The following is a 23044-nucleotide window of genomic DNA, read 5'->3' as shown; positions in this document are numbered from 1 at the left end:
GCGGCATTGAGGGTCTGACCCCGGCTTTATCTAACAGGACATCGATATGAAAACCATCCAGGGCCCGGCCATCTTCCTGGCCCAGTTTCTCGGCGACGAGCCGCCGTTCGACTCGCTCGAGCACCTGGCGCAATGGGCGGCCGGCCTGGGCTACAAGGGCTTGCAGCTGCCGACGGCGCCGCGATTGTTTGATCTGGAACAAGCGGCTGCCAGCCAGCAGTATTGCGACGATGTGGTCGCCCTGCTGGCGCGCCACGGCTTGCAGGTGACGGAATTGTCGACGCATTTGCAGGGTCAGCTGATCGCCGTGCATCCAGCCTACGACGCCCTGTTCGACGGCTTTGCGCCGGAACAGGTGCGGGGCGATCCCGCCGCCCGCACGGCCTGGGCCACGCAGCAGCTGCTGTGGGCGGCCACCGCCTCGCAGCGCCTGGGCTTGACGGCGCACGTGACGTTTTCCGGCGCGCTGGCCTGGCCGTATCTGTACCCGTGGCCGCAGCGCCCCGCCGGCCTGGTGGAAACGGCGTTCGCGGAATTGGCCAGGCGCTGGCTACCCATCCTCGACGCGTTTGACGCGGCCGGCGTGGACCTGTGCTACGAATTGCATCCGGGCGAGGACTTGCACGATGGCGTGACGTTCGAGCGTTTCCTGGCCGCCGTCAACGACCACCCGCGCGCATCCATCTTGTACGACCCCAGCCACTTCGTGCTGCAGCAGCTCGACTACCTGGCCTTCATTGACATTTATCATGCGCGCATCAAGGCCTTCCACGTCAAGGATGCGGAATTCCGGCCGAACGGGCGCCAGGGCGTGTATGGCGGCTATGGCGACTGGCAAGACCGGGCCGGGCGCTTCCGCTCGCTGGGCGACGGGCAGATCGATTTCAAGGCCATCTTTTCCAAGATGGCGCAGTACGACTTTCCCGGCTGGGCCGTGCTGGAATGGGAATGCTGCCTGAAACACCCGGAGGATGGTGCGGCCGAAGGGGCGCGCTTCATCCGCGAGCACATCATCCACGTGGCCGAGCACGCGTTCGATGATTTCGCGGGCAGCGCGGTTGACCAGGATCAAATCCATCACTTGCTTGGCTTGAAATAGGGAGACGACATGCAGCGACGCTTGCGATTGGGCATGGTAGGGGGCGGGCAGGGCGCATTCATCGGCGCCGTGCACCGCATCGCGGCGCGCATCGACGACCAGTATGAACTGGTGGCGGGCGCCCTGTCGTCCGACCCGCAGCGCGCGCGCGACAGCGGCGCCGCGCTGCACCTGGCGCCGGAGCGCTGCTACAGCGATTACCGCGCCATGGCGCAGGCGGAAGCCGCGCGCGCGGACGGCATCGAGGCCGTGGCCATCGTCACGCCGAATCATTTACATGCGCCCGTCGCCACGGCGTTCCTGGAAGCGGGCATCCACGTGATCTGCGACAAGCCGCTGGGAATATCTCTGGCGGAAGGCCGGGCGCTGGCGGCGCTGGCGCAGCAGAAAAATCTGCTGTTTGCGCTCACGCATACCTACAGCGGCTACCCGCTGCTGCGCCACGCGAAAGCCATGGTCGAGGCGGGCGACATCGGCGAGCTGCGCCTCGTGCAGGTGGAATACTCGCAGGATTGGCTGGCCGATGCCATCGCGGCGGGCGGCATGAGCGAAGGCAACTGGCATAACGATCCGCAGAAGGCGGGGCCGGGCGGTGTGCTGCTCGACGTGGGCTTGCACGCGTATCATTTGGCGCAATTCGTCAGCGGCTTGACGCCGCATGCCGTGCTGGCGGAACTGTCCACTTTTGTTCCCAACCGCAGCCTGGACGACCACGTGCAGGTGATGCTGCGCTATGCCAACGGGGCGAAAGGCACCCTGTGGGCCAGCCAGGTGGCGACCGGCTGCGAAAACACGGTGCGCCTGCGCCTGTTCGGCAGCAAGGCGCAGCTGGACTTTGATCAGGAACAACCGAACGAGCTGTGGTTCACGCCGCAGGGCGGCAACCGCCAGCTGCTGCGCCCGGGCCGGGTCGACAGCGCTGCCGCGCGCCACGCCACGCGCGTGCCGGCCGGCCATCCGGAAGGGTATCTGGAAGCGTTCGCCCAGCTGTACCTGGATGCGGCCTTGCGCATCCGCGCCTTGCAAGCTGGCTTGCCCGTGCCCGAGGAAGCGGGCTGGCTGCCGACCGTCACCGACGGCGTGGCGGGCCTGGCCTTTGCGGAAGCCGTGCTGCGCAGCCATGCGGATGGCGGTCGCTGGACCGCGCTGGCGGACTGTTAAACTGGAGGCATGAGCGCGCCTCCCTTTACCATCACGATCATCCCGCAAGGCTGGCAATTCCCGGCCGATGCGGGCAGCACCATCCTGGCCGCCGCCGAACTGGCCGGCATCCGCCTGCTCAGTTCCTGCCGCAACGGCACCTGCCGTACCTGCCTGTGCCACATGCCCGAAGGAACGATACGCTACACGGTGGACTGGCCCGGCATCAGCCCCGATGAACGGCTCGACGGCTACATCCTGCCTTGCGTGGCCGTGGCGGACAGCGATGTCACCATCCAGGCGCGCGCGGTGCGCACGGGCAATTAATTCACGACGGCTTGCCGCCCTTGAGGCGCTGCAGCAGCGCGTCCACGCTGTCGCTGACGGGCAAGCCGTGGCGGCGCAGCAATTGCACGTGCAAGACGAGGTTTTCCAGCACCAGCTTGGCCGCCACGGCCAGCAAGGCCAGGTTGCGGTCTTCCGGGCTGAAACTTTCCATGGCGTCGGCCATCTCGCACAGGTGGTTGGCGATCAGTCCGCGCAATTCCTGCTCGTCGAAGGGCAAGTCGGCAAAATCGATGGGATCGGCCACTTCCACTTCCTGCATCAGCACCGCTAGTTCTTCCGGGGTAATCGTCATGCCTGGCCTCCTTGTGTGCTTGCCTCTATTTTAATTGTATTGGCCGCAAAGGGGACTAGAATGAGTCCAGGCCGATGACGTCGAAGGCAGCATGGCGAACTTGCACTTTACGCAACAACTGGCGCGTTTCCTCGACGTTCCTGCCGTGGAGGTGGATGCGCCTCGCCTGCGCGCCGCCCTCGATGCCGCGTTTGCCCGGCAGCCGCGCCTGCGCGGCTATGTGCTCGACGAGCAGGGTGCGCTGCGCCCCAATGTGGTGATCTTCATCGACGGCGCCCGCTGCCGCGAGCGGCGCATGCTCGACGACGCCTTGCGGCCCGACAGCCAGGTGTATATCTTGCAGGCACTTTCCGGAGGTTGACGCCATGACAGCAGTCCCGCAGCGCGCGTATCTCGGCACCCGCAAGGGCCTGTTCCAGTTCGATGTCGATGCGGCCGGCGCCTGGCAGCTGGCGCTGGTGCAGTTTGCCGGCGACCCCGTGTCCATGCTGCTGCACGACGGCCGCGACGGCACCCTGTACGCGGCCCTGAACCTGGGCCACTTCGGCGCCAAGCTGCACCGGCGCGACGCGGGCAGTGGCGAATGGAAAGAAGTCGCCGTGCCCGCCTATCCCGCCAAGCCGGAAGGCAGCAGCGATACGGTGGACTGGACCTTGCGGCAGATCTGGTCGCTGGCGGCCGGCGGCGCGGACCAGCCCGGCGTGCTGTGGGCGGGCACCCTGCCTGGCGGCCTGTTCCGCTCCAGCGACCGCGGCGACAGCTGGCAGCTGGTGGAATCCCTGTGGAACGTGCCGCAGCGGGCGCAGTGGTTTGGCGGCGGCTACGACGTGCCCGGCATCCACAGCATCTGCGTCGACCCGCGCGACAGCGCCAAGGTGCTGGTCGGCGTGTCCTGCGGCGGCGTGTGGCAAACGGTCGATGGCGGTGCCAGCTGGGCCTTGAGCGCGACGGGCATGCGCGCCGATTACATGCCGCCCGAACTCGATGAAAACGAAGCCGTGCAAGACCCGCACCGCATCGTGCGCAGCGCCGGCGCGCCGGACGCGCTGTGGTGCCAGCACCATAACGGCATCTGGCGCTCGGACGATGCCGGCTGGCACTGGCAAGAGGTGACGACGGCGCCGCTGGCGCATTTCGGCTTTGCCGTGGCCGTGCATCCGCGCGATGGCGACACGGCCTGGTTCGTGCCGGCGCAGGCGGACGTGCTGCGCATTCCCATCGACGGCGCGCTGGCCGTGACGCGCACGCGCGATGGCGGGAAAACCTTCGAAGTCTTGCGCGCGGGCTTGCCGCAGCAGCATTGCTACGACCTCGTCTACCGCCACGGGCTGGCGCTGGCCGATGATGGGCGCAGTCTGTTGATGGCGTCGACGACGGGCGGCGCCTGGTTTTCAGGCGACGAGGGTGAACACTGGCAGACCATCTCCGCCCACTTGCCGCCCGTTTATGCCGTCTGTTTTACCACGCCGTAATAGCACAGGAAGATATCGACGGCCAGTTCCGTCACTTCGCGCCGGCGTGCCGGGCCCAGCAAAGGCTCGCCCAGGGTGATCTGCGGCCAGAAGGCAAAGGTTTTCAAGGGCGACATCAGCAGGTGCGCCACTTCCAGCGTTTCGCCCGCCTTGATGCGCCCGTCCTGCTGCGCCGCGCGGATCCAGATATTCAAGCCCGTTTCCTTTTCATTCAGGCGCGTCACCATCGCTTGCGCGCGCGCGGGCGAGTGGATGGTTTCGCCAAAGATCACGCGCGCCAGGTCGATGAAGGCCGGATCGCACAGCAAGTCCATCTTTTGCTCGACCAGGGCCAGCACTTGCGGCCGCAGGGGTTGGTCGGCAACATAGGGCACGGCAGGCTGGGCCATGCTGCTTTCCCACATGCGCTGCAGGATTTCCGCGAACAGCTCGTCCTTGCTGGGGAAATGGTTGTACACGGTGCGCTTGGATACGGCGGCCGTGGCGGCGATCTTGTCCATGCTGGTCGCATCAAAACCGTGCTCGCGGAACTCGGCGATGGCGGCATCGACGATGGCGACGCGCTTGCGGTCGGTGAGGCGTTGCGGTGCGGCCATGGCGGGAAATCTCCTTTGAAAACAATATTTTACACCTCTTGGTTTACTTTGCCAGAAATAGGAACTACACTGTGTAGTGTAATTTAACCCTTGTTAATTCTTTGCCGGGCCGCATATGCACTTGCACCGAGTCGCACGTCGTCTCCTATCCTTGGGAGTCCTGATCATCATGAGTTCTTGCACCTTGCGCGCCGCGCCTGCCGCGCCCATAGAATCGCCACAACGCCTCGACGGCAAGTTCCGCAACCCCGTGCAAATGCACAAGCTGGGCACGGCCGCAACGCTCAAGCTGATGTGGACGTTTTTCTTCGATAAGCCCGACAGCACCGTGCCGGCCGCAGCCGTGCCCGTGCAAGCCTTGACCCGGGCGCAACTGCTGGCCGCGCCCGACAACAGCCTGTTTCGCCTGGGCCACTCGACCCTGCTGTTGAAACTGAACAATGAATTCTTCCTCACCGACCCCGTGTTTTCCGAACGCGCTTCGCCGGTGCAGTGGGCCGGACCGAAGCGTTTCCACCAGCCGCCCATCAGCATCGCTGACTTGCCGCCGATCAAGGCCGTCATCCTGTCGCACGACCATTACGACCACCTCGACCACGCTGCCGTGCTGCAACTGGCCGCCAAGACGGAACACTTTGTGACGCCGCTGGGCGTGGGCGATACCCTGGTGGCATGGGGCGTGCCGAAGGATAAGGTGCGGCAATTCGACTGGTGGCAAGGCACGACGATTGCCGGTGTGAAACTCGTCGCCACGCCGTCGCAGCATTTCTCGGGACGCGGCTTGTTTAACGGCAATCAAACCCTGTGGGCCTCGTGGGTCATCGACGCGCCGGAGGTGCGCGTGTTTTTCAGCGGCGACTCCGGCTATTTCGACGGTTTCAAGCAGATCGGCGACAAGTACGGCCCGTTCGACGTGACCATGATCGAGACGGGCGCCTACGACAAGCTGTGGCCGGACGTGCACATGCAGCCGGAACAGACCTTGCAAGCCCACCTGGACTTGCGCGGCAAGTGGCTGATGCCCGTGCATAACGGCACCTTCGACCTGGGGCTGCACGCCTGGCATGAACCGTTCGACCGCATCGCGGGGCTGGCGGCCAAGCAGGGCGTGAACCTGGCCACGCCGCAGATGGGCGAGGCGGTCGACCTGGCGCAGCCGAAGAAGGGAAATAAGTGGTGGCTGGCGATGCTGGAAGAGGAAATGGCGAAGTAGGCTCGCCCTACGCCGTCACGTCGATCAGGCGTCCCACCGTCTGGCCATAGCCGTTCAGCTGGGGCGTGTTTTTCGGCGCGGCGGGGATGGCTTGTTGCGGCACGGCCACTTTGATCGCCTGGTCCAGCTGCGGCGCCTTGACGGCGGCCGGGGCATCGGCCTGGGCTTGCTGGCTGCTGCGCTGCGTCTGGCTCAGCGACTCCTGTTCCCGCGCCAGCAGCTGGCGGCTTTGCGCCAGTTGTTCGCTGTCGCGCTGTACCTGGTTCTGGCCTTGTTCGACCCGGCGTTGCGCCGTGGCCAGCGAGGCTTGCAAGTTGTTGACGGAGCTTAGCGTGACCACATTGTTCACCTTTGAGAGTATGTCCAGGCGTGCAGGGATGGGGGAAGCCCGGACCGATGTGCTGTGCCAGGCATCATTGTCAGAACATGCCAAGCGGTAATCTTTACCTGAATCAAGAGTAGGACAAATTCTCGCACAGTTCCAGTGAATTATGTTTTCTTGATAATGCTATCGTGCGCGCTGCGTGTTGCCGCAGCGGCATGCCGGCGCTGGCGAGATAGTTGTCAAAGTGAGTACCCGCTGTCGCTTGTGGCCCTTGTTTGTCTGCCATCAGCGATGCCGTGCCAAGAAGAGGGCAAACGTGGTCGCATTTAAAACGTTGCTTTTTAAATAGTCAATGTGTTGTTGTTTTTCTACCGTGTCTGCGCACGCGAATGCGCGGTCTGTTTGGCGCTCTGGGCTATAATTGACGGTCAGAGTTGGTTTCTTTTGCCATACAGACAGGTAGTTAACATGAATCTCAAGAGCCTCGCAATTGCCCTCGGCATGTCAAAAACGACAGTCAGCAGGGCGTTGAACGGCTATCCGGAAGTCAATTCCCGCACCCGTGAAATCGTCCTGGCCGCCGCCAAGAAAGTCGGCTACCGGCCCAACCCGCTGGCGCGCAGCCTGGCCGTCGGCCGCACCAATGTGCTGGGCATGATCTATCCGCTGCTGCCCAGCGACCTGGGCGACAGCGTCTTTCTTTCCGTGGTGAATGGCATGTCGGATGCCGTCGAAGCGTCGAAGATGAGCTTGATCATCGCCCCCGTGTCGCCGCAGAATGAACAGCCCTCGTATGAAACCATGGTGCGCGGGCGCCAGGTCGATGGCCTCGTGGTGGGCCGCACCAAGGTGGTCGACGAGCGCATCGCGTATTTGACGAAAGTGGGCTTTCCCTTTGTCGCGAATGGCCGCACGCGCATCGACGCGCCGTATGCATATTTCGATTACGACAACGACACGGGCATCGACCTGGCCGTGTCGTTCCTGGCGGCGCATGGCCACCAGCGCATCGCCCTGCTGAGCGCGCCGCTGGAGCTGCATTTTGCTTATGAGCGCAAGGAAAGCTTTATCCGCTGCATGGCGCAAGCGGGCTTGCCGGTCGATCCCCACTATTTGCTCGACAATACTTTCGACCGCCGCAGCGGTTACCAGGCCATGCAGCAATTGCTGGCTTGCTCGCCCCGTCCCACGGCCGTCATCGTCGACAACCACTTGTCCGGCGTGGGCGTGGTGCGCGCGCTGATGGATGCGGGCATCGAGATCGGCAAGGAAATCTCCGTCATCGTCTGGGGCAATGTGGAAGACACCTTGATCGGCATCAACGTCACCACCATCGACCAGCCCGACTTGCGCCGCGCCGGCGCGAAGATGGTCGAAATGCTGCAATCCCTGCTGGCCGGCACGCCGCCGGAACGGCTGCAGGAAATCTGGCAACCGGTACTGTTGCCGGGGGCGACGGTGGGGCGCTGCCCTGAATGAAAAAAAACGCAGAGCCGAGGCTCTGCGTTTTCATTTCAAGCCCCGCTGGCCAGCTTACGCCGCGTGCTTGCTGCCGTCCGCCAGCTTGGCCAGCAATCTCGCCTTGTCCTGGCGATACGTGGCGACGGCCGCTTCCTTGACGTGGCCGAAGCCGCGGATTTTTTCGGGCAGGGTCGCCAGTTCCACGCAAGTGGCCAGGTTGTCCGCCGTCAAGTTGACCAGCATGCCGGCCAGCAATTCGCGGTATTCGACGATCAGCGCGCGTTCCATCTTGCGCTCGGCCGTATAACCGAAGACGTCGAAGGTGCCGCCTCTGAGCCCCTTGGCTTTCGCCAGCAGCTTGAAGGCGCGCCACATCCAGGAGCCGAACTCCGCTTTCACCAGGTGGCCCTTGGCATCCTTTTTCGCAAACAGCGGCGGCGCCAGGTTGAATTTCACGGAGAAATTGCCTTCGAATTGCTGCTGCAATTGCTCCACGAAACGGCCATCCGTGTACAAACGCGCCACTTCGTATTCATCCTTGTAGGCCAGCAACTTGAAATAGCTCTTGGCGACAGCCGTCGACAACTTTTGGCCCAGTCCCAAGGTGTTTTCGCGGTCGCGCACCTGTTTGACCAGGGTCAAGTAACCGTCCGCATACGCGGCGTTCTGGTAGGCCGTGAGGAACTCCACGCGTTTTTTGATGACGCTATCGAGGCTTTGCGGCATTTGTACGATGATCGCTTGTGACGGCGTGGCGATTTGCGTGACACGGCGCACGTCGACGGCAGCGCGGCGGCCCCACAGGAAGCTTTTCTTGTTCGACTCGATGCCCACGCCATTGAGTTCGATGGCGCGCAGCAAGGCCGCTTCCGTCAGCGGGATGCGGCCCTTTTGCCACGCGTAGCCGAGCATGAACAGGTTGGCGGCGATCGAATCGCCCATCAGCGCCGTGGCCAGTTTTGTCGCGTCGATGAAGTCGGCTGCGTCTGCGCCGCCCACGGATTCCTCGATCAGCTGGCGCACTTCCGCCGTTGGATATTGCCAGTCGGCATTTTGCGCAAACGTGCCCGGCGGCTGCTCGTGCAGGTTGACGACGGCCAGGCTGCGGCCAGGACGCATTTTCGACACGGCATCCTGCGCGCCGGCCGTCAGCATGTCGCAGCCCAGGATCAGGTCCGCTTCGCCCGTGGCGATGCGCTGGGCGCGGATGTGCGCGGGGGAGCGGGCGATTTTCACGTGCGAAGTGACGGAACCGTTCTTTTGCGACATGCCCGTCATGTCCAGCACGGAGGCGCCTTTGCCTTCCAGGTGGGCCGCCATGCCCATCAGCGCGCCCACGGTGATGACGCCCGTGCCGCCGATGCCGTTGATCAGGATATTGTATGGCGCGTCGCAGCCGGGCAGGACCGGTTCCGGCAGGGGGCCGAAGTTGTCCGTTTCGCCCGCTTTACTCGCGCCCGTCTTGGTTTTTTTCAGGTTGCCGCCCTCGACGGTGACGAAGCTGGGGCAGAAACCCTTGGCGCACGAGTAATCCTTGTTGCACGAGGATTGGTCGATGGTGCGCTTGCGGCCAAATTCCGTCTCTTTCGGCAAGATCGACACGCAGTTCGATTGCACGCCGCAGTCGCCGCAGCCTTCGCAGACGGCGTCGTTGATGACCATGCGTTTGGCCACGTCCGGATACTCGCCTTTTTTCCTTCTCCGGCGCTTCTCGGCCGCGCAAGTCTGGTCGTAGATCAGCACGGACACGCCTGGTACTTCGCGCAATTCGCGCTGCACGGCATCCATGTCCTTGCGGTCGTGCAAGGTCAGGTGGGCGGGCAGGTTGCTGCGGTCGCTGTAGCGGCTCAAGTCTTCCGTGACCAGGGCGATGCGGGCGATGCCTTCGGCCGCCACTTGCTGCGCCATCATCGGCACGGTGATGAGGCCGTCCACGGGCTGGCCGCCCGTCATGGCGACGGCGTCGTTGTAGAGGATTTTATAGGTGATGTTCACCTTGGCGGCCTGCGCGGCGCGGATGGCCAGGTAGCCCGAGTGGAAATACGTGCCGTCGCCCAGGTTCTGGAACACGTGCGGCAATTCGGAAAACGCGGCCTGGCCGATCCATGGCGCGCCTTCGCCGCCCATGTGCGTGGTCAGCTTGTTCATTTCCGGGTAGATCGACGTGGCCATCACGTGGCAGCCGATGCCGGCCAGGGCCAGGCTGCCGTCCGGCACCTTCGTCGAGGTGTTATGTGGGCAGCCGGAGCAGTAGAAGGCGGGGCGGAACGGCGTGTTCACGGCCTTTTTCAAGACCGCGTCCTTGGCGTCGAGGAAACTTAATCTCGCCTTGATCAAGTCGCAGGTGACGGGGTCGGAAATCAGGCGCGCGATGCGGCTGGCGATGACTCTTGCCACTTGCGAGACGGAAAAGTCGGCCTTGGACGTCAGCAGCCATTCGCCGCGCGGCGCCACCCATTCGCCCTTTTCGTCGAACTTGCCGATGACGCGTGGGCGCACGTCGTCGCGCCAGTTGTAGAGTTGCTCTTTCAACTGGTATTCGACGATCTGCCGCTTCTCTTCTACCACGAGAATTTCATCGAGACCTTGCGCAAACTCACGCACGCTGTCCGGCTCCAGCGGCCACGGCATGGCCACCTTGAACAATCGCATGCCCACGTCGGCCGCCATTTGCTCGTCGATGCCCAGCTCTTCCAGCGCTTCGAGCACGTCCAGGTAGGATTTGCCGGAGGCGATGATGCCCAGCTTGGCGTTCGGGCTGTCGATGGTGGTGTGGTTGAGCTTGTTTTCGCGCGCGTAGGCGAGGGCCGCATAGATCTTGTAGTCCTGCATCAGCGCTTCCTGGTTGCGCGCCTGCTGGCCCAGCGGGATGCTCGACAGGCGCGCGTTCAGGCCGCCTTCGGGCATGACGAAATCCTGCGGAATCTTGACTTCCACGCGGAACGGGTCGGCATCGATGGAGGCCGACGATTCGACCGTGTCGGCCAGCGCCTTGAAGGCCACCGTGCAGCCGGAAAAGCGCGACATGGCCCAGCCGTGGATGCCCAGGTCCAGGTATTCCTGCACGTTGCACGGATACAGGACGGGGATCATCGAGGCGGAGAACAGGTGGTCGGACTGGTGCGGCAGGGTCGAGGAATACGCGCCATGGTCGTCGCCGGCCACCAGCAGCACGCCGCCCAGTTTTGACGTTCCCGCATGGTTCATGTGCTTGAAGACATCGCCGCAGCGGTCCACGCCCGGACCCTTGCCGTACCACATGGCGAATACGCCGTCGTACTTGGCCGGGCCGATCAGGTCGACTTGCTGCGAACCCCAGACGGCCGTGGCGGCCAAGTCTTCGTTGACGCCGGGCACGAACTGCACGTGGTGCGCTTCCAGCTGTTTCTTGGCTTTCCACAGGTTTTCATCGAGGCCGCCCAGGGGCGAACCGCGGTAGCCGGAGATGAAGCCGGCCGTGTTCAGTCCGGCGGCCTGGTCGCGCAGGCGCTGCATCATGGGCAGGCGCACGAGGGCCTGGATGCCGGACAGGAAGATGGCGCCGGAAGTGGCCGTGTATTTGTCGTCGAGGCTGACGGTGGTCAAACGGGAAGTGTCGGGGGGCGTAGATGGCGCGGCACCGGCGTTTCTAGCGAACGCTGCGGAGCCGTTTTCCGTGGTCACGGACATGGCTGTCTCCAAAAGGGTGTTTCAGATATCGGCTGTACAAGGGACGCGCCCGGTAAGGCGCGCACTGTGCAGACGGGATGGCCGCGTGTGGGCGGCACATAACTATTTTAAATTTAAAATAGTTAATGTGGTCAGTGTAGAACGAGTCAGGAAAGGGGGCAAATACGCTTTGCCGATGGGGGTATAAGAAATACTTATGCCATGGGCGCGAGCACATGCGCCCCCACCCAGCGCCCGCTGCCGCACAGCTCGGCGGCCACTTGCAGCACGAGGTTTTTCACGGCGTTGCCCGCATTGGTGAGGGGAATGTTCTTCGAGGCGCACAGGGCCACCGTGCGCGACAGGACGGGGCTGTGGATGGCGTAGCTGCGCATGGCGCCGCTGTTCAGTTCGGCCAGCACGGGAGCGGCCGGCAGGATGGTGGCGCCCATGCCGGCCAGGATGGCCGATTTCAGGATGGCGATCGAGTTGATCTCGATCACGTTCGCCGTTTCCAGGCCCAGCTCGCGCGCGCGGCTGTCGATGCGCGGGCGCACGCCATGCTGCAGGCCCGGCAGGATCAGGGTGGCGCTCAAGGCTTGCTGGAACGACACGGCATGGCCGGCGGGCGCGAACGGCGAATCGTTGCGGCAGATAAAACGCATCTCCTCTTCCACCAGCGGGCTGCAGGCAAAGGGCGTCAGCTGGCCATCGTCGAACAGCACGGCCAGGTTGATGCGGCCCGATTTGAGCTGTTCATTGAGGTTGCCCGTGATTTCCTCCGTCAGCTGCAGGGTGATTTCGGGATAGCGTTCGCGCGCGGCCAGCAGCAGGGGCAGGGCCAGGGCGCCGGAGATGCTGTGCGGCAAGCCCAGTGTGACATTGCCGGACGGCCGCGTGGCGCTTTGCGTGACGGCCGAGCGGGCGTCGGCCACCTGTTTCAGGATCGCTTGCGCATGTTCGTAAAACACCTTGCCCGCATCCGTGCTGAGCACGCCCTGCGCCGAGCGGTGCAGCAGCTGCACGCCCAGTTCCTCTTCCAGCTGGCGCAGCTGCTGCGTCAGGGCCGGCTGCGCCACGTGCAGGATCAGGGCTGCGCGCGACAGCGAGCCGTGGTCGACGATGGCAACAAAGTAGCGTAATTGGCGCAGTTCCATGGGTCCCAGAAGCGGTGCGTTGAGCGGAAAAAACCGGGTGTTGCGCCACGGCGCCGAACGCGGCCAGCAGAATAACAATTTTGTTATACTCATTCTAGCGCCTTCGGTGCTCCAGCCGTGTATTTGTGGGATGACAGCATGCTCAAGAAAGTTGATTCGTCTCAATTAAAAGTGGGCATGTACATCCATGACCTCAGTTGCGACTGGATGACGCATCCATTCGTGCGCAACCGTTTCCTGTTGCGCAGCGACGATGAAATCCGCAAGATCATGCAGGCCGGCATCCACGACGTGGTGATCGACAGCGGCAAGGGTCTCGACGTGCAGGACGCGCCCACCGTGGCGCAGGCGCGCGCCGAGACGGAGCGCGAACTGGTGCAGATCGCCGCGCCGTTGCAAGTGGTCACGCGCGTGTCGCTGGGCATGGAACTGGCGCGCGCCACGCAGGTGCGGCGGCAGGCGACCAGCCTGGTGCGCACGGTGATGGCCGACGTGCGCCTGGGCAAGGCGGTCGAGCTCGACCGCGTGCAGCACACGGTGCAGGACATCACCGAATCGATCCTGCGCAATCCCGGTGCCCTCGTCGGCTTGTTGCGCATCAAGACCAAGGATGATTACACCTTTTTGCATTCCGTCAGCGTGTGCGCGCTGCTGGTGGCATTTTGCCGCTCGCGCGGCATCGATGCCACGACCACGCACCAGGCGGGCCTCGGCGGCTTGCTGCACGACACGGGCAAGGCCCTGGTGCCCGACAGCGTACTGAACAAGCCCGGTCCGTTGACGCCGGAAGAATTTACCCTGATCAAGCGCCATCCGCGCGACGGCTACGACATCCTGCGCCAGTCGCCCGAGGTGGGCGCGATACCGCTCGATATTGCCCTGCACCACCACGAACGGCGCGACGGCAGCGGCTATCCGGACCAGCTGGCCGGCGACGCCATCAGCGAACTGGCGCAGATGGCCGCCATCGTCGACGTGTATGACGCGCTGACGTCCGACCGCAGCTATCACAAGGGCATTCCCGCGGCCGAAGCCTTGCGCAAGATCTATGAGTGGAGCAAATTCCACTTCAATCCCGTGTTCGCGCAGGATTTCATGCGTTGCGTGGGTATCTATCCGGTAGGCACCATGGTGATGCTGGAATCGGGCCGCCTGGCCGTCGTCATCGAGGCGCACGAAAGCAATCTGCTGGCGCCGAAGGTGAATGTGTTTTTCAGTACGAAGAGCAAGACCTACATCAAGCCGGAAACGGTCGACCTGTCGCGCGGCTTCGGCTTCGGCGGCGCCGACAAGATTGTCGGCCATGAGTCGGCCGCCAAGTGGCAGGTCGATCCTATGCGCTTTCTTTCCCTCGCGGATGCCTAGAAGAATTCCGCCGTATCGTTCGAGGTGATCGTCGTCAGCAAGCCTTTTGCGACCAGCTCGTCATAGTGGCACGCCAGGTTGCGGCCATGGCTCTTCGCGTAATACAGGGCCTGGTCGGCGCGGCCGAGGATGATGACGGGCGCCTCGTAGGCGTTGATGCTGACGAAACCCACGCTGACGGTCACCCTGCCCACTTGCGGGAAGTCGTGCGCTTCGACATTGGTGCGGAAGCGGTCGATGATTTTCTGCGCATTTTCCAGGGTGATCGAGCGCAGCAGCACGACGAATTCCTCGCCGCCGAAACGGAAGATGCGGTCTTGCGAGCGGAACGACGATTGCAGCTGGTTGGCGATCAGGATCAGCACTTCATCGCCATACAGGTGACCAAATTTATCGTTGACCAGTTTGAAATGATCGACGTCGATCACGGCCAGCCATTGCCGTTCCGTGTCCGTATGGTGGCGCCGTTCTTCATCCACGGGACGCGGCTTTTCCGCTTCCGGTTCGCCGCGGCTTTGCAGGATTTTTGCCAGCTGGTCGTCGAAGGTCTTGCGATTCAACAAACCGGTGAGCGAATCGCGTTCGCTGTAGTCGAGCAGGTTCTGGAAATTGCGGTATACGCTGACGATGCCGCCGATCACCTGGATGGTGGCGCCCGTGTAGGGCGTGGGATTGGTGATTTCCAGGCAGGTGGTGACCTGGTCGCCGATCCAGATGGGCAGCCACAGCAGGTGGCGGCCGTCGGCGCACAGGGTGTCGGCGCTCGCTTCATGGCGCTTGATGCAGGCGGCCAGGGCCGGGTAGTCCGACAGCGGTTCGCCCGGCAGGGTAGGATCGGTATGCTCTTCCATGCGGGCCACGCTGCCCGCCACGATGATGGCCCGCGACCGCACGAACACCTGGCCCCGCACGGTGGTCAGGGCCAGCACACGGGTCTGCGATGCGGCAGCGAGTTCCTGGACCGCCGAGATCACGGAGATGTCGAGCATCGTGTGGTCGCGGTGCCCGGTCATGTCCACCATGTGTTTCAGTAGGGAATCCATTGTCGATCTCTGGAAAGTAGTCACACAAGTGTCGTCATACCAGCATTGCATCAAGCAAGAGCATGTTCGCGTCCGTCTACAAGAAGCCAAGATTTATTTGGTGGCATGACGCTCTGTACCGCCGGGCGAGAGGCCTTTCCAAAGAAGAGCTAAGCAGGATAATGTCTTTTTGCCTAATAGGCAATTAACGTATGCAATATTTCATGTAAATACATGAGATTCATGCACTGCATTGCAAAAAACTTGCCCTGACGAAGGCTTTCAATCCAGATCGCAACATTTGTTTGCGTCAGCCGACATGTCGACAGGGTTTGATAATTTCCATATGGAAACTTGTGGCGCGTCAATTTGCCAAAACGTGGACGCTTTATAGTCAATGCAATGGCGCAGAAATTTACGGCAGGAAACATATTAGCAGGAATGGGCAATGTTTCACACCCGATTGCGCCAGGGACTTGTGATTCACTTTTGGGAGCTTGTCATGCATACCTTCCTGTCGGCAGTACAGCAGTTTGTCAAGGATGAGGATGGCATTACGGCAATCGAATACGGCTTGATTGCGGCCTTGATGGCTACCGCCATCACGGCCGGTTTCTTGCTGATCAAGACCAACTTGCTGGCCGTCCTCACCGACATTTCGTCGAACCTGGTGTTGACGCCCTAAGCGGGTGCCCGCCGCTGGCCGGCCAGTGGCGGGTTTTTTTTCGGGAGGTGTGCCATGCCTGCAACCGCCTTGTGCGATTTGCTGTTGCTGTGCTTCGTGACGGGGGCCGCCGTCAGTGATTTGATCCGCCGTAAGATACCGAACGGTGTGGTGTTGTCCGGCATCCTCGCCGCCCTGGCCCTGCATCTGTGGCTGTGGCCGCACAGCGTGCTGCCCGTGTGGCTGGGCGGCATGGCGACGGGTTTTTTCCTCTTTTTACCCTTGTATGTGCTGCGCGGCATGGCCGCCGGCGACGTCAAGCTGATCGCCATGGCGGGCGCCTTTGCCGGTCCCTGGCCCGTGCTGCAGATCTGTTTCGCCACGTTCGTCCTGGGCGGCTTGATGGCCGTGCTGATGATCACCTGGCAGGGTAAGTGGCGCGCCTGCCTGGGCAATCTGCGCCAGCTGCTGTGGCCGATGATCGCGCGCATGGCCGGCATTCCCCTGGCGCCAACTGCACTCGGCAGCCAGGCCAGCGTGGGCAACATGCCGTACGGCCTGGCCATTGCCCTGGGCTGCCTGGCGGTGCAGGGGCGTCATTATTTCTGATTGGTATTCATTGCTCTTGATCAATGGGCGCCAGTCTCCGCTCGCTAGAATGAATTCTGTTGAATGCCCTCTTAACCGGCTTGGAGACGCAGCATGACCGAGGTCGACTATTCCCTGAGCACCGAGAGTGCGCCGCGCCCTGCCGACGCGAACCTGATGCCGCCCCTGCCGCCGCAGCCGAAGAGCTTGCGTGAAACGGGACTCGAGCGGCCGCTGGTGGTCGAGCTGATCGCCAAGCTGATGTTTGTGGGCGGCAAGACGCACCTGTCCGCGCTGACGACGCGCTTGCGCCTGTCGATCAATGTCTTGCGCGAAGTGCTCGATTTCATGGTGACGGAGCAGATGGCCGAGGTGGCCTGGCGCGGCGAATCCGATATCGACGTGCAGTACCAGCTGACGGGCGCCGGCAAGCAGCGCGCCAGCGCCTTCCTCGAGCGCTGCGCGTATATCGGCGCCGCCCCCGTCACCCTGGAAGCGTACCGCGCCATGGTGGCGCGCCAGTCGTGGCTGGCGCAGGAACAGCGCGTCGGCAGCGACGACCTGGCCGCCGTGCTGGGGGGCGCCCATGCGGGGCCGGGCATGCTCGACGTGGTCGGCGCGGCCCTGCATTCGGGACGCTCGCTGCTGCTGTACGGTCCGCCCGGCAGCGGCAAGTCGACCCTGGCACTGCAGCTGGGACAATTGCTGCACGGGCTGGTCGCCGTGCCCTACGCCATCGTCGTCGGCCAGGACATCATCCAGTTGTACGATCCGGCCCAGCACCTGCCGCCTGCGCCGCAGCACGTCAGCCATGCGCGCCAGGCGCTGGAGCGGCGCAGCACGGACATCCGCTGGGTGCTGTGCCAGCGTCCCGTGATCCACGTGGGCGCCGAGCTCGACGCCGGCATGCTGGAGCTGCGCCATGACGCCAGCGGCGGCTGCTACCAGGCGCCGCCCCATGTGCGCGCCAACAATGGCATGCTGATCATCGACGACCTGGGCCGCCAGCGCCTGGGGGCGCAAGAACTGCTGACGCGGCTGATGCAGCCGCTGGCGCGCGGCAGCGACCAGCTGGGCTTGCCCGGCGGCGTGCAGATCAGCGTGCCGTTCGACAATGCCCTCGTGCTGGCCACGAACGTGCCGCCGGACGAGCTGTTTGACGCCGCCTTGCTGCGCCGCATCGGCTACAAGGTGCAGGTGGGGCCGCTGACAGAGAGCGCCTATCGCGCTCTGTTCCGCCAGCAATGCCGGCTGGCCGGCATGGCCATCGACGAGCAAGCCCTGAACCATCTGCTGCAGCTGCATGGCGCGCAGGGACGGCCCTTGCTGGCCAGCTATCCGCAGGAATTGCTGGCGCGCATAGGCGACTTCGCCGGCTTTGCCGGCAGCGAGGCGCGCCTGACGGTGGCCGCCCTGGAACAGGCCTGGAGCAGCCTGTTCGCCAGCTGCGACATGCCGGCCGCCAGCCTGTGCGAGCGCATCGCATGAAGAACCGGCGCGCCCTCCTGATGATGGGCCTGGCGGTCGTGCTGGGCCTGCTGGCCGTGCTGCTGGCCTCGCACTGGCTGCTGCGCCAGACGCCAGCCGGCAAGGGCAAGATCGTCGTGGCCGCCAGCGATGTCAACCTGGGCCAGCGCCTGACGCCCGAGATGCTGCGCCTGGCCGAATGGCCGGCGGAAAGCTTGCCGCAGGGCGCGCTGCAAGACCCGGCCACACTGGCGGGACGGGTGCTGAAAACCAGCGTGCTGCGCGGCGAGCCGTTGAGCGAAGCCAAGCTGGCGCCGGCCGGCACCCTGGGCGGCCTGTCGGCCCTGATCACGGAAGGGCGGCGCGCCATCACCGTGCGCGTCAACGATGTGATCGGCGTGGCCGGCTTCGCCTTGCCGGGCAACTATGTCGACATCATCGTGAGCACCCAGCAGGATGCCGGCGACCGCGCGTTTCCGCAAAGCCGCAACATTTCCAAGATCGTGCTCGAACGCATCCTCGTGCTGGCCGTGGCGCAGGAAGTGGGGCGCGACGAGACCAAGCCGCGCGTGGTCAATGCGGTGACCCTGGAAGTGACGCCGGAACAGGCGGAAAACCTGGACCTGGCGCGCAGCGTGGGCAGCCTGTCGCTGGTGCTGCGCAACCAGGTCGACCCGCAGCCGGGCGTGACGGCGGGCGCCACCAAGCTGACCCTGCTGGGCGGACCGCACGAAGCCGAGCCTGTCCCTCCTGCCGCCGCGCCCGTGCTGGCCGCCGCGCCGCGTCCCGTGCGCGTGGCGAAGGCGCCGCCGGAACCGCAGCGCCTGTGCAGCGGCGTCATCGACGGGACGCGCCAGTCGCGCGAATGTTTTTAGTCTTTTGGCCTTTGCCTTGCTCAACCATGGACACGCTCATGAACCGCGCCCTGCTGATAATGTTCTGCCTGCTGTCGCCGCTTGCCGGCGCGGCGGCCGATCCTGGCCCGCGCTGCGGCGGTGAAGCGGCCTCGCCCGGCCACTTGCAGCTGCAGGTGGGCAAGTCGAGCATGCTGCGCCTGCCCGAGGCGGTACAGCAGCGCAGCGTCGGCAACCCGGCCGTGGTGCAAGCCATGCTGGTCGCGCCCGACACCTTGTACGTGGTCGGCGTCGACGTGGGCAGCACGAATATGATCATCCAGGGACGCAGCGGCGTGTGCAGCGTGGTGAACGTCAGCGTCAGCATGGACCCGGCCGGCCTGCAAACGACCCTGGCGGCGCTGATGCCGGAAGAAAAAGCCATCCGCGTCACGGCCGTGGCCGATACCCTGGTGCTGTCGGGCACGGTGCAAGATGCGGGCGCCGTGCTGCGCGCCGTCGAGCTGGCGCACGCCTACGTGCGCCGCGCCACGGTCGCGCTGGCGCTGCCCAAGCCGGCCGATGGGGCCGCCATGCCGCCCGCCGCCACGGCGCCCGCCGGCGGCGCGGGCAGCGCGCACAGCCGCATCATCAACATGCTCGACGTCAGCGCGCCGCAGCAGGTGATGCTGGCCGTGCAGATTGCCGAAGTGTCGAAGTCCCTGCTGGAACGGCTGGAAGTGGGCGCCACCCTGCGCCTCGCGTCCGGCAGCTGGGCCACCACCTTGCTGTCGAATTTCCTCAGCGGCACGGCCAATGGCTTGCTCGACGTGCGCAAGTCGAATGGCCGCCAGCAGCTGACCATCGAGGCGCAGAAACAGGATGGCCTGGTGCGCATCCTGGCCGAACCGACGGTGATGGCGATCAGCGGGCAGGAGGGCAGTTTTCTGGCCGGCGGCAAGATCTTCATTCCCGTCGGCCAGGACAACAACAAGATCACCCTGGAAGAGCGCGAATACGGCGTCGGCCTGCGCTTTACGCCCACCGTGCTGTCGGGCGGGCGCATCAATCTGAAGGTGGCGCCGGAAGTGTCGGAACTGTCGCGCGAGGGCGTGGGCATTTCCGCCGCCGGCGTCAGCGGGCGTTCGATCTTGCCCGTCATCACCACGCGGCGCGCCTCGACCACGGTGCAGCTGTACGACGGCCAGAGCTACGCCATCGGCGGCTTGATCAAGAACAACCAGGTGAGCAATATCACGGGCGTGCCCTGGCTCAGCGAAGTGCCCATCCTCGGTGCGCTGTTCCGCAGCACGGATTTCCAGCACGACCGCACGGAATTGCTGTTCGTCATTACCGCGCACCTGGTCAAACCCTTGCCGGCCGATGCCGTGCTGCCGACGGCGCAGCTGGCGCCGCCTTCGCGCATGGACTTGATGTTGGGCGGCAAGATGGAGGGCGCGCCGCCGTCCGTGCCGCCGCCGCGCGCGGCCAACGGTTTCGAGTTGAAATGAGACGGGGAGATACGCCATGCCGAACTCGCTCTTGACGTCGCTGCGGCGCTGCGCCGCCCTGGCCCTGGCCGTGCAGCTGGCCGCCTGCGCGCACGGCAGCACGCCGCAGCTGGACCGGCGCTTCGGCGACGCCGTGCGCCTGTCCATGGCGCAGCAGGTGCGCGATCCGGCCGGCGCGGGCAATCGCGCGCCGGCCGATGGCCTCGACGGACCCAGCGCGCACGCCGTCATGCAGCGCTACCGCGCCTCGTTCGCCGAACCGAATGCTCAGGCGCCGCAGCCGGTGCAATTCATGCTGGGAGGCGGCAGTGGCAAATAGACGCCAGCACCAGCGCGGGGCGATGCTGATCGCCTTTTCCATCCTGCTCATCGTGGTGCTGGGCTTTATCGGCCTGGCGCTCGATGTGGGGCAAGTCATCGGCCGCAAGACGGAGCTGCAGAACCTGGCCGACAATGCGGCGATGGCGGCCGCCGCGGAACTGGTGGGCACGCCCGAGGGCTTGCTCGTCGCCGTGGAAAAAGCCAAGGGCAGTGCGGCCGACCGCAGCGCATGGCGCCGCCGCATGCAGGGCGCGACTTTGTCGGACGCCAGCATCCGCTTCGCCAGCGCGCCCGATGCGCCTGCCAGCGGCTGGCATGCGGCTGGCGCCGTGCCCGACGCCGCCACGGCGCTGTTCGTGCGCGTCGATACGCAGGCCAATACACCCTCGCTGGGACGGGTGGCGACGGCATTTCTCGGCGCCTGGTCGCCGGCGCTGCGCACCCTGGACACGGGCGCGCGCGCCGTGGCGGGGCGCACCAGCTTGCGCCTGATGCCGCTGGCCATCTGCGCGCTGTCGGCCAGCGCGGCCAGTCCGCGCACGAATGCGGCGCTGCTGCCGGCCGTCGAGTTGCTGGAATATGGCTTTCGCCGCGGCGTGGCGTATAACCTGTTAAAACTCAATCCGCATGGCCCCGCGGCCGAACACTTCGTGCTCAATCCGCTGGGCCAGCCGGGCGTGGTGGGGCCGTCGCAGCAGGTCGGCGAAGCGAGCGTGCTGCCGTTTGTCTGCAGCGGCACGGTGCTGTATCCGCGCATCGGCAGCGCCCAGGTGCATGTGCACCGGCCTTTTCCCGCCGCGCTGTGGACGGCCTTCAATGCGCGCTTCAACCAGCATGCGGGCAGCGGCTGCCATGCCGTCACGGCGCCGCCCGACACGAATATCCGCGCCTATCCGAATACGGCCCCGAGCTGGTGGATGATGAACACGCCCGACGCGCCGAGCGCCCTGAGCACGGGCAACCCGCTGCTGTCCGTGGCCGATCCGGAATCGAACGCGACGCCGCCCGCCGTCGGCAGTTATGGACCGCTGTGGTCGTTTTCCAGGGCGGCCAGGTACAGCAACCCGAAGCCGGCCGGCGGCTATCTGCCGTTTGCCACCAGCGACTGGCCCAGGCTGTATCCGGCCAGCCCGGCCGCGCCGGCCGCCAAGTCCGGCTACCCTGCCACGCCGCCCTACCAGACGCTGGGCTTCCAGACGGCGCCGACCGGCAACACGGGCGTGGCGCAGCGCCGGCTGCTGCACATTCCCCTGCTGGCTTGCCCCGTGCCGGCCGGCAGCGACGTGCTGGCGCGGGTGCGCGGCATCGGCCGCTTCTTCATGACGGCGCCGGCCGGCAATGGCGTACTGAGCGCCGAATTTGACGGGCTGGTGGACGAGGGCACGCTGGCCGGCCCCGCGGAGCTGCTGCAATGAGGCCGCTCCGCCGCGCCGCGCGGCGCCAGGGCGGCGTCGCCGCCATCGAGCTGGCGCTGATCCTGCTGTTTTTCATGGCGCTGCTGCCTTTCGTGCTGCTGTTCGGCCGCGCGCTGCTGGTGTACACGGCCCTGCAAAAAAGCGCGCACGATGCGGCGCGCTACATGGCGACCATGCCGCTGCCGCAGATGGGCAGCATCGGCACGGCGAACCAGGGCGCCGCCCTGGCCCGGCAGATGGTGGTCGAGGCGATGGCGGAAAGCTGGCCGGGCATGGAGGCCGCCAGGGTCAACGTGGACTGCGTGTATGCCGACGATTCCTATGGCTGCGGCAGCTACGCGACGGCGCCGCTGCAGGTGCGCATCAAGGTCACCGCCGACATGCCGGTCGATTTCCTGCCTGCGCTGACCCGCAAGTGGCTGCCGCAACTGGCGCCGATCCCGCTGCGCGCCAACGCGACATTGCGCTATGTCCATTAACCCGCACCTCCGCCGGCAGCGCCAGCGCGGCGTCTTCGCCGTCGAATTCGCCATGCTGGCGCTGCTGTTCTTCCTGTTCCTGTTCGCCATGCTGGAAGTGGCGCGCGCCGTGTACATGTGGAACATGGTGCATGAAATTACCCGGCGCGCGGCGCGCGCCGCCGCCGTCACCGATTTCAGCGATGCCGGCGCCTTGCAAGCCGTGCGCACGCACGCCGTGCTGCGCGCCACGCCGGGCACGCTGCCGCTGGGCGGCGGCCTCGGCGACGCGCATGTGCGCATCGATTACTTGTCGGAGAGCGCTGGCGGCGCCGCGCTGGCGGTACTGCCGGTGACGGTGCTGCCGGGTTGTCCGCAGCGCAACCGCATCAATTGCCTGGACGATCCGCACGGCGCCAGCTGCATCCGCTTCGTGCGCGCGCGCCTGTGCCAGCCCGGCGTCGGCGCGCGCTGCGAGCGCGTGCCGTACCGGCCCATCCTGCCGCTGCTGGGGATGATGTTTCCCTCCGGCGCAGGCGCCATACGTTTGCCCAGCGGGACCACCATGGCGGTGGCCGAATCGCTGGGGTATGCGGACAATCCCGGCTTTTGTCCATGAGCGCCAGTGCGTCGGCGCAGCCGAATGTAT

The 23044-nt window shown here is 64.9% G+C and carries 23 protein-coding genes; 17 read left to right on the top strand and 6 right to left on the bottom strand.

The features are described 5' to 3' along the window. The first annotated feature begins 46 nt into the window (after positions 1–46). Genes NCG91_RS09530 through NCG91_RS09520 form a run of 3 tightly spaced genes read left to right on the top strand, consistent with a single transcriptional unit; the run spans position 47 to position 2566 of the window. Entirely contained in the window at positions 47–1099 is a 1053-nt protein-coding gene (locus NCG91_RS09530; RefSeq protein WP_251349481.1) for a sugar phosphate isomerase/epimerase family protein, read from the top strand. Between the two features lie 9 nt (positions 1100–1108). After that, positions 1109–2260: a Gfo/Idh/MocA family protein gene (locus NCG91_RS09525; protein WP_251349480.1), complete on the top strand. Its 1152-nt coding sequence runs from the start codon at positions 1109–1111 to the stop codon at positions 2258–2260. A gap of 9 nt (positions 2261–2269) precedes the next feature. Then, a complete protein-coding gene (locus NCG91_RS09520) occupies positions 2270–2566 on the top strand; it encodes a 2Fe-2S iron-sulfur cluster-binding protein (protein WP_251349479.1) in 297 nt (98 codons plus the stop codon). A 1-nt stretch (position 2567) separates the two neighbouring features. On the opposite strand, the gene NCG91_RS09515 is transcribed toward NCG91_RS09520, so the two are convergent. Next, the gene (locus NCG91_RS09515) at positions 2568–2879 is read right to left on the bottom strand and encodes a hypothetical protein (protein ID WP_070258491.1); all 312 of its coding nucleotides are present in this window, start codon (positions 2877–2879) and stop codon (positions 2568–2570) included. A 91-nt stretch (positions 2880–2970) separates the two neighbouring features. On the opposite strand from NCG91_RS09515, the gene NCG91_RS09510 reads away from it, so the two are divergent. Together NCG91_RS09510 and NCG91_RS09505 are read left to right on the top strand one after the other, a co-directional pair. Continuing rightward, entirely contained in the window at positions 2971–3240 is a 270-nt protein-coding gene (locus NCG91_RS09510) for a MoaD/ThiS family protein (RefSeq protein ID WP_251349478.1), read from the top strand. A gap of 4 nt (positions 3241–3244) precedes the next feature. After that, on the top strand, positions 3245–4351 hold the full coding sequence (locus tag NCG91_RS09505) for a WD40/YVTN/BNR-like repeat-containing protein (protein WP_251349477.1): 1107 nt from the start codon (positions 3245–3247) through the stop codon (positions 4349–4351). On the opposite strand, the gene NCG91_RS09500 is transcribed toward NCG91_RS09505, so the two are convergent. Then, complete coding sequence (locus NCG91_RS09500; protein WP_251349476.1) at positions 4324–4947, bottom strand: TetR/AcrR family transcriptional regulator; 624 nt, start codon at positions 4945–4947, stop codon at positions 4324–4326. The two genes, NCG91_RS09505 and NCG91_RS09500, sit on opposite strands and share 28 nt — an antisense overlap. 169 nt (positions 4948–5116) lie before the next feature. Here NCG91_RS09500 and NCG91_RS09495 point away from each other — a divergent pair, with 169 nt between their 5' ends. Beyond that, positions 5117–6160 carry an MBL fold metallo-hydrolase gene (locus tag NCG91_RS09495; RefSeq protein ID WP_251349475.1) on the top strand — a complete coding sequence of 348 codons (1044 nt, stop codon included), beginning with the start codon at positions 5117–5119 and terminating at the stop codon, positions 6158–6160. Positions 6161–6167: 7 nt separating this feature from the next. On the opposite strand, the gene NCG91_RS09490 is transcribed toward NCG91_RS09495, so the two are convergent. Further along, positions 6168–6500: a hypothetical protein gene (locus NCG91_RS09490; protein WP_251349474.1), complete on the bottom strand. Its 333-nt coding sequence runs from the start codon at positions 6498–6500 to the stop codon at positions 6168–6170. A 453-nt stretch (positions 6501–6953) separates the two neighbouring features. On the opposite strand from NCG91_RS09490, the gene NCG91_RS09485 reads away from it, so the two are divergent. Beyond that, complete coding sequence (locus tag NCG91_RS09485) at positions 6954–7964, top strand: substrate-binding domain-containing protein (RefSeq protein WP_077398629.1); 1011 nt, start codon at positions 6954–6956, stop codon at positions 7962–7964. 54 nt (positions 7965–8018) lie between these two features. Here the strand turns inward: NCG91_RS09485 and NCG91_RS09480 are convergent, their stop codons facing one another. Beyond that, positions 8019–11615, bottom strand: coding sequence for an indolepyruvate ferredoxin oxidoreductase family protein (locus NCG91_RS09480; protein WP_251349473.1), 3597 nt, complete (start codon positions 11613–11615; stop codon positions 8019–8021). 194 nt (positions 11616–11809) lie between these two features. Further along, positions 11810–12751: a LysR substrate-binding domain-containing protein gene (locus tag NCG91_RS09475; RefSeq protein WP_251349472.1), complete on the bottom strand. Its 942-nt coding sequence runs from the start codon at positions 12749–12751 to the stop codon at positions 11810–11812. Between the two features lie 138 nt (positions 12752–12889). Here NCG91_RS09475 and NCG91_RS09470 point away from each other — a divergent pair, with 138 nt between their 5' ends. Further along, complete coding sequence (locus NCG91_RS09470; protein WP_099665831.1) at positions 12890–14116, top strand: HD-GYP domain-containing protein; 1227 nt, start codon at positions 12890–12892, stop codon at positions 14114–14116. Here the strand turns inward: NCG91_RS09470 and NCG91_RS09465 are convergent. Beyond that, the gene (locus tag NCG91_RS09465) at positions 14113–15159 is read right to left on the bottom strand and encodes a GGDEF domain-containing protein (protein ID WP_099665830.1); all 1047 of its coding nucleotides are present in this window, start codon (positions 15157–15159) and stop codon (positions 14113–14115) included. The genes NCG91_RS09470 and NCG91_RS09465 overlap by 4 nt on opposite strands. A 481-nt stretch (positions 15160–15640) precedes the next feature. Here NCG91_RS09465 and NCG91_RS09460 point away from each other — a divergent pair, with 481 nt between their 5' ends. The 9 genes from NCG91_RS09460 (at position 15641) to NCG91_RS09420 (ending at position 23014) form a co-directional block, all read left to right on the top strand. Continuing rightward, a complete protein-coding gene (locus NCG91_RS09460; RefSeq protein ID WP_034752975.1) occupies positions 15641–15823 on the top strand; it encodes a Flp family type IVb pilin in 183 nt (60 codons plus the stop codon). Between the two features lie 54 nt (positions 15824–15877). Next, on the top strand, positions 15878–16411 hold the full coding sequence (locus NCG91_RS09455; RefSeq protein ID WP_251349470.1) for an A24 family peptidase: 534 nt from the start codon (positions 15878–15880) through the stop codon (positions 16409–16411). A 93-nt stretch (positions 16412–16504) separates the two neighbouring features. After that, positions 16505–17878 (top strand): ATP-binding protein, encoded by a 1374-nt coding sequence (locus tag NCG91_RS09450; protein ID WP_077398639.1) that lies wholly within the window; start codon positions 16505–16507, stop codon positions 17876–17878. Next, on the top strand, positions 17875–18732 hold the full coding sequence (gene cpaB, locus NCG91_RS09445) for a Flp pilus assembly protein CpaB (protein WP_251349469.1): 858 nt from the start codon (positions 17875–17877) through the stop codon (positions 18730–18732). Before NCG91_RS09450 ends, cpaB begins: the two co-directional genes overlap by 4 nt. Positions 18733–18770: 38 nt before the next feature. Continuing rightward, positions 18771–20201, top strand: a complete 1431-nt coding sequence (locus tag NCG91_RS09440; protein WP_251349468.1) for a type II and III secretion system protein family protein — start codon at positions 18771–18773, stop codon at positions 20199–20201. Positions 20202–20217: 16 nt separating this feature from the next. Further along, entirely contained in the window at positions 20218–20520 is a 303-nt protein-coding gene (locus NCG91_RS09435; protein WP_251349467.1) for a hypothetical protein, read from the top strand. Further along, entirely contained in the window at positions 20510–21937 is a 1428-nt protein-coding gene (locus tag NCG91_RS09430; RefSeq protein WP_251349466.1) for a pilus assembly protein TadG-related protein, read from the top strand. The genes NCG91_RS09435 and NCG91_RS09430 overlap by 11 nt, the downstream gene beginning before the upstream one ends. Then, positions 21934–22416 (top strand): TadE/TadG family type IV pilus assembly protein, encoded by a 483-nt coding sequence (locus NCG91_RS09425; RefSeq protein WP_099665824.1) that lies wholly within the window; start codon positions 21934–21936, stop codon positions 22414–22416. Before NCG91_RS09430 ends, NCG91_RS09425 begins: the two co-directional genes overlap by 4 nt. Further along, complete coding sequence (locus tag NCG91_RS09420) at positions 22406–23014, top strand: TadE/TadG family type IV pilus assembly protein (protein ID WP_251349465.1); 609 nt, start codon at positions 22406–22408, stop codon at positions 23012–23014. The genes NCG91_RS09425 and NCG91_RS09420 overlap by 11 nt, the downstream gene beginning before the upstream one ends. Positions 23015–23044: the final 30 nt, after the last annotated feature.

The sequence above is a fragment of the Janthinobacterium kumbetense genome, from assembly GCF_023703445.1.
GTDB classification, from domain to species: Bacteria; Pseudomonadota; Gammaproteobacteria; order Burkholderiales; family Burkholderiaceae_D; genus Janthinobacterium; species Janthinobacterium kumbetense.
The sequence above is the reverse complement of the archived record's forward strand: the minus strand, read 5'-3'. Positions and strand labels throughout refer to the sequence as shown.